This is a genomic window from Flavobacterium sp. AC274, from assembly GCF_979258275.1.
In genome coordinates this window covers 4388636-4406108 of the sequence record NZ_OZ409852.1, presented here as the reverse complement: position 1 = coordinate 4406108, position 17473 = coordinate 4388636, and the positions used below count along the sequence as shown (strand labels likewise).

Annotated in this window: 11 protein-coding genes and 2 pseudogenes; 9 read left to right on the top strand and 4 right to left on the bottom strand. The window is 32.1% G+C overall.

What is annotated here, in order from left to right; all coding sequences use genetic code 11:
* Positions 1 to 5: 5 nt before the first annotated feature.
* Positions 6 to 1454 carry a copper-containing nitrite reductase gene (nirK, locus tag ACZZZT_RS19970; RefSeq protein ID WP_073393411.1) on the bottom strand — a complete coding sequence of 483 codons (1449 nt, stop codon included), beginning with the start codon at positions 1452 to 1454 and terminating at the stop codon, positions 6 to 8.
* Between the two features lie 280 nt (positions 1455 to 1734).
* Here nirK and ACZZZT_RS19965 point away from each other — a divergent pair, with 280 nt between their 5' ends.
* The gene (locus ACZZZT_RS19965; RefSeq protein ID WP_042564098.1) at positions 1735 to 2997 is read left to right on the top strand and encodes an aminotransferase class I/II-fold pyridoxal phosphate-dependent enzyme; all 1263 of its coding nucleotides are present in this window, start codon (positions 1735 to 1737) and stop codon (positions 2995 to 2997) included.
* A gap of 119 nt (positions 2998 to 3116) precedes the next feature.
* Entirely contained in the window at positions 3117 to 3596 is a 480-nt protein-coding gene (locus ACZZZT_RS19960; RefSeq protein ID WP_463461673.1) for a hypothetical protein, read from the top strand.
* Between the two features lie 81 nt (positions 3597 to 3677).
* Here ACZZZT_RS19960 and ACZZZT_RS19955 read toward each other — a convergent pair whose 3' ends face one another.
* The gene (locus ACZZZT_RS19955) at positions 3678 to 4796 is read right to left on the bottom strand and encodes a GNAT family N-acetyltransferase (RefSeq protein WP_463461672.1); all 1119 of its coding nucleotides are present in this window, start codon (positions 4794 to 4796) and stop codon (positions 3678 to 3680) included.
* 52 nt (positions 4797 to 4848) lie between these two features.
* The gene (locus ACZZZT_RS19950) at positions 4849 to 5730 is read right to left on the bottom strand and encodes a transporter (protein ID WP_463461671.1); all 882 of its coding nucleotides are present in this window, start codon (positions 5728 to 5730) and stop codon (positions 4849 to 4851) included.
* A gap of 228 nt (positions 5731 to 5958) precedes the next feature.
* Between ACZZZT_RS19950 and ACZZZT_RS19945 the strand changes: the two genes are divergently transcribed.
* The 7 genes and pseudogenes from ACZZZT_RS19945 (at position 5959) to ACZZZT_RS19915 (ending at position 14286) form a co-directional block, all read left to right on the top strand.
* Positions 5959 to 6243 (top strand): DUF4834 family protein, encoded by a 285-nt coding sequence (locus ACZZZT_RS19945; protein WP_463461670.1) that lies wholly within the window; start codon positions 5959 to 5961, stop codon positions 6241 to 6243.
* A gap of 50 nt (positions 6244 to 6293) precedes the next feature.
* A complete protein-coding gene (locus ACZZZT_RS19940; RefSeq protein WP_463461669.1) occupies positions 6294 to 8744 on the top strand; it encodes a YfhO family protein in 2451 nt (816 codons plus the stop codon).
* A 9-nt stretch (positions 8745 to 8753) separates the two neighbouring features.
* The gene (locus ACZZZT_RS19935; RefSeq protein ID WP_073393426.1) at positions 8754 to 9011 is read left to right on the top strand and encodes a hypothetical protein; all 258 of its coding nucleotides are present in this window, start codon (positions 8754 to 8756) and stop codon (positions 9009 to 9011) included.
* Positions 9012 to 9212: 201 nt separating this feature from the next.
* A pseudogene (locus ACZZZT_RS19930) lies at positions 9213 to 10496 on the top strand (glycosyltransferase family 4 protein).
* Between the two features lie 36 nt (positions 10497 to 10532).
* On the top strand, positions 10533 to 12002 hold the full coding sequence (locus tag ACZZZT_RS19925; RefSeq protein ID WP_042564104.1) for an oligosaccharide flippase family protein: 1470 nt from the start codon (positions 10533 to 10535) through the stop codon (positions 12000 to 12002).
* A gap of 123 nt (positions 12003 to 12125) precedes the next feature.
* On the top strand, positions 12126 to 13739 hold the full coding sequence (locus ACZZZT_RS19920; protein ID WP_463461668.1) for a mechanosensitive ion channel family protein: 1614 nt from the start codon (positions 12126 to 12128) through the stop codon (positions 13737 to 13739).
* A 238-nt stretch (positions 13740 to 13977) separates the two neighbouring features.
* On the top strand, positions 13978 to 14286 hold the full coding sequence (locus ACZZZT_RS19915) for a hypothetical protein (RefSeq protein ID WP_463461667.1): 309 nt from the start codon (positions 13978 to 13980) through the stop codon (positions 14284 to 14286).
* Between the two features lie 232 nt (positions 14287 to 14518).
* On the opposite strand, the pseudogene uvrA reads toward ACZZZT_RS19915, so the two are convergent.
* Positions 14519 to 17313 (bottom strand): annotated as a pseudogene (uvrA, locus tag ACZZZT_RS19910) (excinuclease ABC subunit UvrA).
* Positions 17314 to 17473: the final 160 nt, after the last annotated feature.

Here is a 17473-nt window from a genome sequence, read left to right as displayed (position 1 = left end):
CTATTTTAGCGTTGTGCCTTAACCATTTCCGGTGTAACTTCTGTTTTATTATTACCCCAGTTGCTATATATATAAGTCATAACATTGGCTATTTCATCATCTGAAAGATTTTGCGCTGGCATCACACTATTAAATTTTTTACCATTTACAGTAATTTCACCGCTTAAACCATGTAAAATTGTTTTGATAGCTCTTTTTGAATCTGCATTTAGATAATCTGATTTTGCAAGAGGAGGGAAAGCTCCCGGAATTCCTTGTCCTTCAGATTGGTGACAGGCAAAGCAGGTTGTTCCAAAAATTTCTTTTCCAATTTTTATTTTATCAGCCAAAGTTCTTTTAGGTACAGCTGTTGTTGTAGCTTTTTCTTCGGGCATTTTTTGAATAGTTCCGCCTTCCGGCAAATAAATCCCTTCCTGAATAGTTCCTGAATAAATGTTTTTATTTTCGGCACCTTCAACTTTTAATATTCCCAAAGCACCTTTATTAAAGGCTCTAAAGATAGAGTGGTCAACTAAGATGAAATTTCCCGGAGTTTCTACTTTAAAATCAACAATAGCAGATCCGCCCGCCGGAATTAATGTAGTCTGAACGTTTTTATTCATCATAGCGCCACCTTCAACATGCACGTTGTCAAAGATTTCTCCAATAACATGAAAAGAAGAAACTAAATTCGGGCCACCGTTCCCCACAAATAAACGTACTGTTTCGCCCACTTTTGCGGTAAGTTCATTTCCGTTTGTCATCGATCCTACTTTTCCATTAAAAACAACATAATCAGGAGTTTCTTTAATCGCTTTATTCATATCAAAAGGCTGAAGTCCTTTGGCTCCATATTCGCCTTGCGTGTAAAAATCGCCCTGCATTACATAGTATTCCTTATCAACCGGAGGAAGTCCGCCTTCAGGTTCAACTAAAATCAAACCGTACATTCCGTTGGCAATATGCATTCCCACAGGAGCAGTCGCACAGTGGTAAACGTAAAGCCCCGGATTTATAACCTTAAAACTAAACACCTTTTCATGTCCGGGAGCTACTAAAGATGATGTTGCACCTCCACCAGGGCCAGTAACGGCATGCAAATCGATGTTATGTGGTAATTTATTGTCCGGATGATTTTTTAGGTGAAATTCTACTTCATCGCCCACACGTGTTCTGATAAAACTTCCGGGAACAGATCCTCCAAATGTCCAGTACGTATATTTTACACCATCTGTCATTGTGCCTTCCTGTTCCTTAATTTCCATGTTTACCTTCAGTTTCATGGCTGCTCTTTTTCCAATTGGTTTTGGTACCATTGGCGGGGCAGTAAGTTCGGCATCCATTTGTCCTTCTGTTTTAATTGTAGTGTAATCGACTGGTTCTTCACTTTTTTTACATGAAGATAAAATTAGTACACAAAAAAAGGTGTATACAAATAGCCTGATAACAATAAGGGCATCATTCTTCTTTTTCATAATAATTGGTTTACTTTAGTTTTAAATCTGAAGTAAAATTAAAAGACCGTTTTGTCTTTTATTATGATAAAAGTCATATATTACTTATATTTTTTTAAAAATTGTATTTAATAATTAAATAATTGATTGGTTAATTCTTGCAAAAAGGTTACAGTATTGAAGCTAAAGTTCAATATTTTCAATATTTTTTAATAAAAATAATTGGCTAACTCTATTTTAGAATAATAATCATTATTTTTGCACCCTGTATAAATAAAAATTATTACTTCAAAATATATTTATGGTAAAAGATTTATTCGAAAGAATTCAGAACAATAAAGGACCATTAGGAAAATGGGCTTCGCAAGCTGAGGGTTATTTTGTTTTCCCTAAATTAGAAGGTGAACTTGGTCCAAGAATGCAATTTGGTGGAAAAAATATTTTAAATTGGAGTTTGAATGACTATTTAGGTCTTGCAAATCATCCGGAGGTTCGTCAGGCAGATATCGATGCAGCTACTCAATTTGGCGCAGCTTATCCTATGGGAGCCAGAATGATGTCAGGACATACAAAATACCATGAGCAGTTAGAAAATGAGTTGGCTGAGTTTGTAATGAAACCAGCAGCTTATTTGTTGAATTTTGGTTACCAGGGAATGGTTTCTACTATTGATGCACTGGTTACTAAAAATGATATTATTGTATATGACGTAGATTCACATGCTTGTATTATTGATGGTGTTCGTTTGCATATGGGTAAACGTTTTACTTACAAGCACAACGATCTTGAAAGTATGGAAAAAAACCTGCAAAGAGCTACCAAAATGGCACTTGAAACAGGTGGAGGTATTCTTTTTATTACTGAAGGTGTTTTTGGAATGCGAGGACAGCAAGGTAAATTAAAAGAAATTGTTGCTTTAAAAGAAAAATATAATTTCCGTTTATTGGTTGATGATGCACACGGTTTTGGTACACTTGGAAAAACAGGTGCCGGAGCAGGTGAGGAGCAGGGATGTCAGGATGGTATCGATGTTTATTTCTCAACTTTTGCAAAATCAATGGCAAATATTGGAGCTTTTATTGCTGCAGATAAAGATATTATCGATTATTTGAAATATAATTTACGTTCGCAAATGTTTGCAAAAGCGTTACCGATGATTCAGACAATTGGTTCTTTAAAACGTTTGGAATTATTGCGTAATCACCCGGAATTGAAAGATAAACTTTGGGAAAATGTAAATGCATTACAAAACGGATTACGTTCAAGAAACTTTAATATTGGAGATACAAATACTTGTGTAACACCAGTTTATTTAGAAGGTAGTGTGCCGGAAGCAATGGTTATGGTAAACGATTTAAGAGAAAACTACGGTATTTTCTTGTCGATTGTAATTTATCCTGTAATTCCAAAAGGAATTATTTTATTGAGAATGATACCAACAACATCACATACTTTAGCTGATATTGATGAAACACTTACTGCTTTTGAAGCAATTCGTGAAAAATTAGAAAACGGTACATATAAAGAAATCGCAAGCAGAACAACAGTTGATTTAGACGCTTAATTTCTTTTAAAATAACGATTCCCTCATATGGGAATTATATAAAAAATCCATTCGTTTATACGAATGGATTTTTTTTATTTGAAGTAACTTTATAGTACTAATTATTAAAAAATCAGATTATGAAAAAAGTATCAGCAATAACAATAATGATTTTAACCCTTTTTATTTCCTGTAAAAAAGAGGCTACGCTTCCGCCTCCACAAATAGAACCAAACCCTCCAAAAGAAGCAGAGCTTGTGGAACCGGCAGGAGATCAATGTTATGCATCAAGACTTAATGGGAATATAGTAGCCTTAAGTTTTAATGTTAATTCTCATCAGGAAGTAAACGGAAAATTGAGTTATAACTTAACAGGAAAAGATAAAAACGAAGGTACATTAATAGGAAACATGAAAGGCGATACATTAATTGCAGATTATACTTTCATGTCTGAAGGAGTTTCTTCTGTTAGAGAAGTGGTTTTTTTGCAAAAAGACGGAACCCTTATTGAAGGATACGGAGATGTAGTAGATGCAAATGACAAAGTAAGTTTTAAAGATAAAACAAAATTAAAATTTGATGCAAAAAATACATTGACAAAAGTTGATTGTCCGCAATAAGAAATAAAGAAATAAAAAAATTGTAAAAAAGAAATCCCTTCGTAGAAGGGATTTTTTGTAAACGATAAATAGATTTGTTTCTTATAAGTTTTTCAGATACGTTTTTCTCTGACAGTGAATTTTTGGATCAAAGTTTTTCCAAAGTAAATGAATAGCTGTGTTTTCGGCTAACTCCGGGGTTCTGATGCAATTTTGAATTCCTTTTTCAGAAAAAGTTTTAAAATATTCATCAAAAATAATAGCTGTTACACCTTTGTTTTGATAGTCAGGATGAACACCAATTAAGTAAAAAACCACATCTTTACTCTTTTTTCTGGCTCTTAATAAATGAATAAAACCAAATGGGAATAATTTTCCTTTTGCTTTTTGTAGAGCCTCAGAAAAACTGGGCATTACAATGCTAAAAGCAACTAGGTTATCTTCTTTATCAACAACGAATTTAATATATTCAGGATTGATAAAACTGATGTATTTTTTCTTAAAATATTCTTTCTGTACATCTGAAATTGCTACAAACGAAGCTAGTTTAGCATAGGATTCATTAAACAAATCAAACATTTTGTCAACGTGTGGCATAATGTCTTTTGTTTTTGTAAATGTTAATGCTCTTAAGCCATATCTTTTTTTGATTAATTCCTGAGCTTTCAGGAAAAATTCAGGTTTTACATTTGAAAACGGAAAAATACTTTCGATATATTCTTTTTCGACCTGAAAACCTAATTGTTCAAAATGAGTTACATAATACGGATTATTGTACCAGGTAATCATAGTTCCCATTTGGTCATAACCTTCGGTAAGAACTCCAACTTTATCTAAATTCGAAAATCCCATCGGACCTTCAGCATGTTCCAGATTATGTAATCTTCCTAATTCGTAAACTTTTCCCAATAAGGCTTTTGTAACTTCAATATCATCAATTACATCAAACCAGCCAAAACGAACCTTTCTTTTATGCTGATTGTTGACTTCAGACCAATTGATAATTGCTGTTATTCGACCAACGATTTCATTATTTTTATAAGCCAGATAAAAGTACGCCTCGGCACTATCAAAAGCAGGATTTTTTGTTTTGTCAAACGATTCTAATTCATCTGCAATAATAGGCGGAACCCAATAAGGATTGTTTTTGTATAATGAAAACGGAAATTTGATATATTCTGTTAATTCTTTCTTGGTTTTTGCTTCTTTAATTGTAATCATTAAGATCGTTATTGTAAAATCTCTTTTATATAGAGAAGTTGGTTATTAATTCTTATTCGTATTTAGATTTACGTTTTCTTTCCTGTTCCTGATAATCAGTTTCTTTCTCCGATTTCTTTGATTTCGGATCTTTTGCTTTTTTATCTTTTCTGGATTCTCTTTTAAATTCCATTTGTTTTTCCTTGTACTTACCATCATAACGCCATGAAACTCCAACTCCGCCATACATAATAGAAGGCGAATTTTTAAAGTTTGTACTTATTGATGCGTCTACCTGCAAATTCGGATTAATTAAGTAAGCAGCTCCTCCACGAACAATAGCGTCACTGTAAAAATCACTTTTGTATCCTTGATTTTCAATAAATCCAGACCATTTGTCATTAAATCCATGCGTCAAAGTTAATACATATCCGTAACTTGGATAGTCTGTTGTAATATAATCTGCGATAATATTAGTGACAAAAACCCATTTTCCGCCTCCAAAAACGTTTTGGGTAATCAATGCAATCTTTGGAGAAATACTTGATTCCGGAGAGAAAGAATACGGATTATCAGCTCCAACAAAATTAGCCCCTGCAAATACCGAAACAGCCGGAATTAAAGAGTGCCAGTCAAAGCGATGATTGGCTTTATAGCTGTAGATGTTTTTTGTTTTTTCGTAATTTTTAAAAGGATCATAAATTAAATATTTAGCTCCCAAAACGGTTTGTCTGAAATTGTTTTTTTTGTAGCTTGTATACGGAGTATCAAAGTTTTCCATTTGATATTGCAAGTCCAGAATAAATTCTAGTTTTTCAAGAAAAGCGCCGTATCTAAACGTTAAATCGGTTCCAAAACCACTTGCGTCATAATTTAGTAAATCGTGTTTTTCTTTGATGCCGTAAATGCCAATTTCGGCCTGAATTACTGATTTTCCAACTGCATAGGCAGACATCGTTTCACCTGGCCTGTTGGAGTTAATAACATCCGTATATTGCGCAAAAAATAATTGTGGTGCAAAAAAAGAGATGCAATAAGTAGGTATTTAATTTTTAACATAAATCTGTTTTTGGGATTAAAAAGATATAACGCATTTCAAATGTACATATTTTATTATTTATTTAAGATTCATATTTTAATTTTAAACAATTGATTTATTAATTTTGGAAAAAATTATATGATCATGCAAGAAGCATCTTTTTCAGGTTTAATAAAAGCTATTCTATACATGATAGCATTTTATTATATTTTTAAATTTTTAGCCAGAATCTTTTTGCCTGTATTGGTAAAAAAAGCGGTTGAAAAAGCAGGAGAGAATTTTCAAAAACAACAACAATATAGTCAGGATAATAGCTGGCAAAAAACTCGTAACAATAATGATGAAATAATCATCAATACTGCTAATGCAAAAAATCCACGCGAAACCAAAAAAGTGGGTGATTATGTTGATTACGAAGAAATAGATTAAGTTTGTGCCCTAAATAATAGGAATCATCATTTAACCTAAACTAACCTAAATTGAAAATAGTAAATAAGTTCTATCCGCATGCCCTTGTTATATTGGGCTTTATTCTCGTTTCCTTAATTTATTTTTACCCGGTTTTACAGGGAAAACAAATTTTCCAGTCCGATATTGCACAATATACCGGAATGGCAAAAGAGCAAAATGATTTTAGAGCTGCAGAACATAGTGAACCTTATTGGACAAATTCGGCTTTTGGCGGAATGCCAACGTATCAGTTAGGGGCAAATTACCCAAATGATTATGTAGGTAAACTAGATGATGCTTTACGTTTTTTACCACGTCCTGCAGATTATTTATTTCTATATTTCCTGGGTTTTTATGGATTGTTATTAGTTTTAAAAACAGATCCGCTAAAAGCATTTATTGGCGCGATTGCGTTTGGTTTTTCTACTTATTTAATTATTATTTTAGGAGTTGGTCATAATGCAAAAGCGCATGCTATTGCTTATATGCCGCTTGTAATTGCCGGTTTTATACTTGTTTTCCAGAAAAAATACATTTGGGGAGGCTTACTCACCATGTTTGCAGTTGCACTTGAAGTGAATGCAAACCACTTTCAAATGACGTATTATCTACTAATATTTTTATTAATACTTTCAGGATATTTTGCTTTTCAGTTTATTAAAGATAAAGAATATAAGCCATTATTAATATCGTTTGGAGTTTTGGCAGTTGCAGGGATTTTTGCTATTGGAGCAAATGCAACTAATTTAATGGCCACAAGTGAATATGCTAAATTTAGTACACGTAGCAACAGCGAATTAACTTTTAATCCGGATGGAACTAAAAAAGCTAATGAAAATGCTTTAAGCCGCGATTATATTACAGAATACAGTTACGGAATTGCGGAAAGCTTTAACTTAATTGCCCCAAGAATTTTTGGAGGATCAAATCATGAAAATGTAGGGACTGATAGCCGTATGTATTCGTTCATGATGGAACAAGGAGTGCCATCAGATCAGGCACAGGATTTTGTTTCGGGAATGCCAACGTATTGGGGAGATCAGCCTATTGTTGCTGCTCCTGCATATATTGGTGTTGTGGTTTTCTTTTTAGGTATTTTAGCTTTATTTATTGATGACAGAAAAATAAAATATGTTTTCATTGGAGGAGCATTATTTTCATTAATACTTTCATGGGGAAAAAACTTCTCATTATTAACTGACTTTTTTATCGATTACGTTCCAATGTATGATAAATTCAGAGCAGTTTCTTCTATTCAGGTTATTTTAGAATTGTGTTTCCCGGTACTTGCGGTTATGGGATTACAATCTTTTTTCAAAGCGAATGATGAACCAAAATTACAGCAGAAAGCTTTGGTGCAAACAGGAGTTTTTGGTTTAGGAATTATCGTTATTTTGGTAATTGCAAAAGGATTTTTTCACTTTACAGGAAGCAATGATAGCTATTATTTAGAAAGTTACGGTCCTGCTTTTGTTGATGCTTTAAAAGAAGACAGAATGAGTTTGTATTCTGCTGATTTATTGCGTTCAGGATTTTTTATCGTAGTTACTTTTGGAATTTTATGGTTATTTATCAAAAATAAATTAGCTCAAAATACTACTTTAATTATTGTTGGTCTTTTAATGATCTTCGATTTGTTTTTTGTAGATAAAAAATATGTTTCGGCAAAAGATTTTCTGAGTCCGGTACAAATTGCTGCTCCATTTCAGGAAACGCCATCGGATGCTCAGATTTTAAAAGATACAACACATTATAGAGTTTTTGAAGTTAACGGAAATATGTCTAGCGCACGTGCTTCGTATTTTCATCATTCTTTAGGAGGATATCACGCAGCAAAACCTAGAAGAATGCAACAGTTATTTGATTATCAAATAGCAAAAAACAATATGGAAGTTTTGGATATGTTGAATGTAAAATATATTATCCAAACAGATAAAGAAGGAAAAGAATTCCCGACAGTAAATCCAAATACAAACGGAAATGCATGGTTTGTAGGTTCAGTACGATTAGTGAACAGACCAGATGATGTTATGAAAGCATTAGATAAAATCGATACAAAAAATGTTGCGGTTTTTAATGTTCATGATTATGAAGGTAAATTTAAAAGTGCCAGATTAAAAAAACAATGGGATACTACCGGAACTATTAAAGTTGTGGAATACAAACCAAACTACATTAAATATCAATCAGATAATAAAAAAGATGGTTTAGCGGTATTCTCTGAAATTTATTATAAAAATGGATGGAATGCCTATGTTGACGGACAATTAACAGATCATTTTCCTGTAGATTACGTTTTAAGAGCAATGGAAGTTCCGGGAGGAAAACATACTATAGAATTTAAATTTGAACCACAAGTTGTAAAAACCGGAGGAACGATTGCTTTAGCAAGTTCAATTGGAATGTTGCTACTTTTAATTGGTGGAGTTTATTTCGAAAGAAAAAACACCAGTAATAATAAGAATCAAGATAAAGCCTAAATTCTTTGCATGCGTATTTCAAAGATTTTTAAAATAATTCTTTTTATCATTTTTGATTTATTGGTATTTGCTTTTTTCGGAATTTATATGATGGGATACGATGACTTTTATAATGAAAGTCAGGGAGAATATTTTAGTTTTTCAAGTATGAATACTGAATATAAAATTGTATGGGGATTTTATAATTTGTGGATAATTTTAAATTGTGTACTTTTTGTATATGTTTTATTTAAATTATATAAGAAATTCAGATTTGAAAATGAATAAAATAAAACAATTAAACCTAAAATCAGTTGAAGATCAAAGAATTGTTGAAATAAAATCACTTTCTTATCTTGAAAGGTTAGAACGATTAATGATACTTATTGAAGTTTCCTATACATTACGTATTGCTAACAGAATTCCATTTAAATAAAAATGTTTCTTAGAACGCCTATTTACACTTCAAAATAATAAACTAAATTTTCATTGGAACAAAAAAAACTCTTAATCATTACTTATTATTTCCCGCCTGCCGGAGGTCCCGGCGTACAGCGTTGGTTAAAATTTGTAAAATATTTACCTGAATTTGATGTTCAGCCAATTGTTTATGTTCCGGAAAATCCAACATATCCAATTATTGATGAAGGTTTGGTTAGTCAAATTTCAGATAGAGTAATTATTCTTAAAAATAAAATTTTAGAACCTTATCAATTAGCTTCTTTTTTCGAAGAATAAAACCAAGAAAATCAGTTCAGGAATTTTTCCTCAAAAGAAAAAACAAACCTTTCTGGACAAGACGTTTTTATGGGTGCGTGGAAATCTTTTTATTCCTGATGCACGTGTTTTATGGGTAAAACCATCTGTATCTTATCTCGAAAAATACATTAAAGAAAATAATATTGATACCATTGTAACGTCTGGTCCGCCACATAGTTTACATTTAATAGGTTTAGAATTAAAAGAAAAATTAAATGTAAAATGGTTTGCTGATTTCCGTGATCCATGGACAACAATTGGCTATCATAAAGCATTGCGTTTATCAAATTACGCTGCTAAAAAACATAAAAAATTAGAAAGCAAAGTTTTAAATACTGCCGATACAATTATTGTAACCAGCAAAACAACTAAAATAGAATTTGAAGCAATTACCAACAAACCAATTTCGGTAATTACAAACGGCTATGATATCGAAAATGTAGAGAAGCAAACTTTAGACACCAAATTTACTCTGGCACATATCGGCTCGTTCTTATCAGATAGAAATCCTCCTTTTTTATGGGAATGTCTGGTCGAATTACTAAACGAAATTCCTGATTTTAAAACGCATTTAGAAATTAAATTAATTGGCGCCGTGAGCCAGGAAGTTTTAGATGCTATTTCGCAATTTAATCTAAGGGAATATTTGAATCTTTTAGGCTATGTTTCGCATCATGAAGCAATTGCTCATCAAAAAAATCGCAGGTTTTACTTTTAATCGAAATTAATTCTGAAGATACGAAAAGTATTATTCCGGGTAAATTGTTTGAATATATGGTTTCGAACAGACCAATAATTGCAATTGGTCCGCAAGGTTCTGATTTTGCAGATATTATAAAAGAAACAAATACAGGAGTATTTTTTGATTATTCTGAAAAAGCGAAATTAAAAAGTGTAATTTTGGACTTTTATAATCAGTTTTTGGAAGGAAAATTACAGTCTCATGGCGTTGGTTTACAACAATATTCACGAAAAAACCTCACCAAACAATTAGCACAATTGATTAACGGATAGTGCAAAAATCTAAAATCTAAATTCAGAAATCCAAAAATGGGTATTGTTTTAAATCAGTCTTTCAAAAATACTATAATTACTTATATAGGTTTCGGTATCGGGGCCATTAATACACTTTATTTATACCCTGTTTTTTTAGGTGCAACCTATTACGCTTTAACTAATTATATTCTTTCGGCAGCAAATGTTATTATGCCTTTATTTGCCATTGGAATGCAAAATACGCTGGTAAAATTTTATTCACAGTATAAAACAGAAGAGGAAAGAGAACAGTTTCTGTCCTTTACAGCTTTGTTTCCCGTTTTAATGTGTATTCCTCTAGGGATTATCGGAATCTTTTTCTTTGATGATATTACCGCTTTTGTTTCTAAGGAAAATCCTGTTGTAAAAGAGTTTATGTATTTAATTCCGTTTATTGGGATTTGCATGGCGTATTTCGAGATTTTTTATGCCTGGGCAAGAGTTCATATGCACTCTGTTTTTGGAAATTTTATTAAAGAAGTTGGTTTAAGATTATTCTCGACAGTAGCTTTGGTAGGTTTATATTTTGACTGGATAACATTAGTGCAGTTTGTTTATTTAACGGCAGCGATATATTTTATTGCGTTTTTAATAACCATGTTTTATGCATTTTACATTAAAAAGCCTAAGTTTCAGATTAATATTCCTCAGAATGTAAAAGATGTTATGGAGTACACTTTTTTCATTATTCTTTCAGGAAGTGTGGCTAATTTACTTTTAGATGGTGATAAATTGATGCTGAATCAATACATGAAAATTGAGAATATTGCCTATTATTCTGTAGCAACTTACATTGCTTTGGTAATTTCGGTTCCAAGTCGCGCAATGCACCAAATTGTATATCCGATTACGGCAAAATTAATGCACGACAACAAGCACGACGAATTGAATGACCTATATAAAAAGACATCGATAAATTTACAAATGGTTGGTGGTTATGTAATGTTATGCATTTTTGTAAACATCAATCAATTGTATGAATTAGTTCCAAAAGAATACAGCGGAGGAATTTCAGTTGTATTTATGATTGGTTTGTCGAAATATTTCGATTTAATATTAGGAAACAATAACGCTATTATTTTTAATACAAAATATTATAGAATGGTGTTGTATTTAGGACTGCTTTTAGTGTTTTTAACAATAGTCTTAAACATGATTTTTATTCCAATTTTTGGAATTACAGGCTCTGCATTTGCGACTTTATTATCTATTACATTATATAGTTTGGCAAAATTACTTTTTGTGGTAAAAAAGATCGATTTATACCCATTTACAAAACAAACTATTTATTCAATGCTATTAACTTTTGTATTGTTTTTAATGTTTTATTTTTGGGAATTTCCTTTTTATCAATTAATTAGTATTGCTTTAAAATCAATATTGGTAACAATTCTATATGTTTATCTAAACTATAAGTTTGATATTTCTCCAGATATCAACAAGGTAATTGATGGACTTTTAAGGAAAGTAGGTTTTAAAATTTAGTACGATTTTATTGAGAAAACAGAAAGTAATCTAAATTCAATTCTATTTTGTTTTATATTTGTTAGAAGGATAACTAACTTATTTATAACAGAATATGAAAAATAAATTACTTTTTTTCTAGTATTGTTTGTTGTTTTATTTTCTTCCTTCGCGATTGCCCAAAATGATACCATAAAAACGGCACAGAAAACTGTTTTACTAAAAGGGTATCCGGTTTCTCCTTTTAAGGACACACTTTTTTATGTTTATAATAAAGTTGGTTCTTTTTCTGCAGAGAACAGGGCAAATGCTATTACAGAAAAAATCAGAAAACTTTATCATGATTCTTTTTTTGAATCAGATTCTCTTGTAGTTGTTCCTTCAGATATTTCTCAGGATATCACATATAAAGGTGATTTTATTATCATGTCTATTTTGGATATTGATGCAAAAATCGAAAATCAAACTACCGCTTATATTGCTAAACGAAATTTGAATTTAATCAAAAAAGCAGTTATTTATCAAAACGAAAACTATTCGCAATTGCCTAAACGATTTGGATATACAGCGTTATTGATTTTAATTATTGGAGTTGTTTTGTTTGTGGTTGGAAAAATTTTCAATCGTATAAAACTTTATCTTTTAAAAAATAGCGACAGGTATTTTAAAGGCTTTAATTATAATAATATCAATATCCTTTCGCCGCATAAGCAACAGTTTTTGTTGATGCGGTTGTTCGGCTTTATTAAGATCTTTACCTTGATTTTAATAGTTTATTTTTCGCTGCCTGTTTTGTTTAGCATTTTTCCTGCTACAGAAGCTTATACTACAACTTTATTACGTTGGATTTTAACCCCTGCAAAATTAGCCGTAATGGGATTTGTTGGTTTCTTGCCAAGCTTGGTAACAATAATAGTTATTATAATCATTTTTAGATATTCTATAAAAATCATTAAGTTCTTTTTTGATGAGATAAAAAAGGAAAACATAAAAATAGACGGCTTTTATAACGATTGGGCAATGCCAACATTCAATATTATTCGGTTATTAATGTATGCTTTTATGCTCGTTATTATTTTCCCGTATTTACCGGGATCTGATTCTCCAATTTTTAAAGGTGTTTCGGTATTTGTTGGGGTTTTATTTTCATTAGGATCTTCAAATGCCATTGCAAATATGGTTGCGGGATTAGTGATCACTTATATGCGTCCGTTTAAAATTGGCGATTTTATTAAAATTGGTGATGTAAGCGGAGAAGTAATTGAAAAAACAGCATTAGTAACCCGAATAAGAACACCAAAATTTGAAGACATAACTATACCAAATGCGGCCGTTTTATCAAGTACTTCAACCAATTTTTCTGCAAATACAAAGCAGACTACAGATGGTCTTTTAATTCATACAACTGTTACAATTGGTTATGATGTTCCGTGGACAGCAATTCATAAAGCATTAATCGAGGCCGCGTTAAAAACAGATATGACAGAGAAAACACCGGAACCTTTTGTGCTGCAAACCAGTTTGGATGATTTCTATGTTTCTTATCAAATAAATGTCTATACAAAAGAACCTACAAAGCAACCCAGAATTTATTCTTCCCTGCATCAAAATATCCAGGATTCATTTAATGCTGCCGGTATTGAAATTATGTCGCCACATTATAATGCTTTGAGAGACGGAAATACAACAACGATTCCCGAGAATTATTTGGGGAAAGATTACGAAGCGCCATCCTTTAGTATTAAAAATAAAGGTTAAAGTGTTGCTGTACAGATTGAAACATTAAAATTTTAACAGTGGTTTGTTTGTTATTACTATTATAAAATTTAATTTTATATAAGAATTTATCATTGCTTTGATTCATTAAATAAAAAATATCTTATAAAATGTAATAAAAGTAAAGTTGTAATGTTTTTATTAAGAGAGCATTACTGATAGTTTTCTCCAACACATAAATAATTGTAGCAATACTGGAATTAATTTTAATTTGATAAATATGAAAAAAAGTCACCTTAGTCAGGAACAGAGCTTACAGGTATTTTCTAATATGATATCAAATAAAGTTCATAATGGATTTACGCTTGAAGAAAGAAATGACAAATTGCTTTTTGCCGTTCTTTCTAAAGGAGGAAAGGTCGTAAATCATGGTCTGAATTTCACCATTTTTTGCCTGACCTTAGGATTATGGTCATTTGCATGGCTTTATCTTACTTTGGAAGCATCAAAAAAGAAAAAATATTGGTTGCTATTGACGAGGATGGTTTGCCGTTTGAAGAAAGATGTTTGGTTGCTTAAAAGAAATTAAATTTCAAAAAATAACTTCCAAATTCCAAATACGTGATTAGAGTGTATTGGAATTTGGAAGTTTTTATTTAGGAATATCTTAAAATAAGATTTGCTTTCCTGCAAGGTTTTCAAAACCTTGTAGGTATAGATTTAAATCACATAAAGTTTAAAATCTAAATATTGTAATACCTACAAGGTTTTGAAAACCTTGCAGGAATAAGAGTGTGATGGTTAGAATTTGGAATTTATTATTAAAGTTTATCCTTTAAATAAATTCCCGTTACAGATTCTTTTACTTTTACAATATCTTCGGGCGTTCCGGCTGCTAATAAGTAACCACCGTTTTCTCCACCTTCGGGACCAAGATCCAGAATCCAGTCGGCGCATTTTATCAGGTCAAGATTGTGTTCAATTACAATTATAGAATGTCCTTTTTCAATTAGTGCATCAAACGAAGCCATTAACTTTTTGATGTCATGAAAATGTAAACCCGTTGTTGGTTCATCAAAAACAAATAAAGCTTTGTCTTTTGTAGCCCCTTTTACTAGAAATGAAGCCAGTTTAATACGCTGTGCTTCACCACCGGAAAGAGTAGAAGAAGATTGCCCTAATTGCACATATCCCAAACCAACATCCTGAAGCGGCTGTAATTTTTGAGTGATTTTGGTTTGTTTATTTTTTTCGAAAAAAACAATAGCATCATCAATAGTCATTGTCAGAATATCGTTGATGTTTTTTTCGTCAAAATTAATTTCCAGAATCTCTTTTTTGAAACGTTTTCCTCCACAAGTTTCACATGGCAACGAAACATCAGCCATAAATACCATTTCGACGTTTATAGAGCCTTCTCCTTTACAGGTTTCGCATCGGCCGCCATCTACGTTAAAAGAAAAATGTTTGGCCTGATAACCTCTTATTTTAGATAATTTTTCTTTGGCATACAAATCACGAATATCATCATACGCTTTAATGTAAGTTACAGGATTAGATCTTGAACTTCTTCCAATTGGGTTTTGATCAACATATTCAATATGTTTTATTTGCGAAAAAGAACCTGTTATATCGCTAAACTGACCCGCTTTTTCGGCAGCACTTTCCAGTTTTTTCTGCATTGCCGGAAACAAAATTTTCTTAATTAAGGTACTTTTTCCGCTTCCTGAAACTCCGGTAATTACCGTTAAAACATCCAAAGGAAAGGTTACATTAATATTTTTTAAATTGTTTTCTCTGGCGCCAATAATATCAATATGATTTTTGAATTTTCTTCTTTTCTTCGGAACTGAAATTTCTAAATCTCCATTTAAATATTTAGCGGTTAAAGATTCTGATTTTAAAATTTCATCATAAGTTCCCTGAGCGACAAGGTTTCCTCCAAAAGTTCCAGCTTCCGGACCAATATCGATAATCATATCGGCAGCTTTCATAATATCTTCGTCATGCTCAACGACAATCACCGTATTACCTAAATCACGAAGTGAAAGCAAAACTTTAATCAGTCGTTCAGAGTCTTTTGGATGTAAACCAATACTTGGTTCGTCGAGAATATACATCGAACCAACCAAACTGCTTCCCAATGAAGTTGCCAGATTTATACGTTGCGATTCACCTCCCGAAAGTGTGGCAGAGTTTCGGTTTAAGGTTAAATAATCTAAACCAACTTCTGTTAGAAATGATAGACGATTGTTTATCTCAAGCATTAAACGTTTTGCGATTTGCTGTTCGTAAACATTTAGTTCAAGATTTTTGAAAAAAGTAACCAAATGTTTAATTGGTAAATCAACTAAATCAGAAACGGTTTTGCCGCCAATTTTTACATATGATGCTTCTTCTCGTAAACGTTTTCCGCGACAAGCGTGACATTTTGTTTTTCCGCGGTAGCGAGACAACATCACACGATTCTGAATCTTATAATTTTTTTCTTCCAGTTCTTTAAAGAAACCGTTTAATCCCTGAAAATATTTGTTTCCTGTCCAGATTATATCTTTTTGTTCGTCTGTAAGTTCGAAATAAGGTTTATGAATAGGGAAATCAAATTTATAGGCGTGTTTTACCAATTCGTCTTTGTACCAGCTCATACTATCGCCACGCCAAGGGTAAATAGCACTTTCAAAAACAGATAAAGAGGTGTTTGGAACAACTAAATCAGCATCAATACCAATAATATTTCCGTAGCCTTCGCAAACCGGGCAAGCGCCATACGGATTATTAAAGCTAAATAAATGCACGTTTGGCTCCAGAAATGTAATTCCGTCCAATTCAAAATTATTAGAATAAGAGAATCTTTTATCTGTACCTAATTCCTGAAGATAACAAATTCCTTTTCCTTCAAAAAATGCTGTTTGCACGGCATCTGCAAGACGATTGTAGAATTCTTCTTCATCCTTAACAACAATTCTGTCAATGATCAATAAAATATCTTTATTGTCTAATTTATGAAGATCTGTTGGCGTAAACTCGTCCAGACGAACCATTTCGTTATCAACTAAAATACGCGCAAAACCTTGTTGTAAAAGCACTTTAAGTTTGTCCTCGAGTTGGCGCCCTTCTTCAAGATGAATAGGAGAAAGTAACAGCCATTTGCTGTCTAATTCGAAATTTTTTACATCTGAAACAACATCGGTAACGGTATTTTTTTGACTTCCTGACCTGAAATTGGCGAATAAGTACGCCCAATTCTGGCAAACAAAAGTTTAATATAATCGTAGATTTCAGTAGAAGTTCCTACTGTAGAACGCGCGTTTGTTGTATTTACTTTTTGCTCAATAGCAATTGCCGGAGCAATACCTTTAATATATTCTACTTTTGGTTTATCTAATCTGCCTAAAAACTGGCGTGCATAGGATGATAAACTCTCCACATAACGACGCTGTCCTTCGGCGTATAAAGTATCAAAAGCCAGACTCGATTTCCCTGAGCCCGAAAGCCCTGTAATGACTACAAGTTTATTTCGGGGAATAGCAACATCTACATTTTTTAAATTATGTACCTGCGCTCCTTTAATGATGATATTATGTTTGGGGTCTAGTGTAGAAAGATCAATTTGCATAAAAAAAGTCAATTTTTACAAAAGTAATCAATTTTGAATTGAGTTTTGTTAATGAGATTGTTACAAATTTTAACTAATTGCTTTGATGTAAAAGACACTAACACCTGATACAGATTGAAATTCCAATCCGTTTCCCAAGGTTGAAACCTTGGGCTATGTT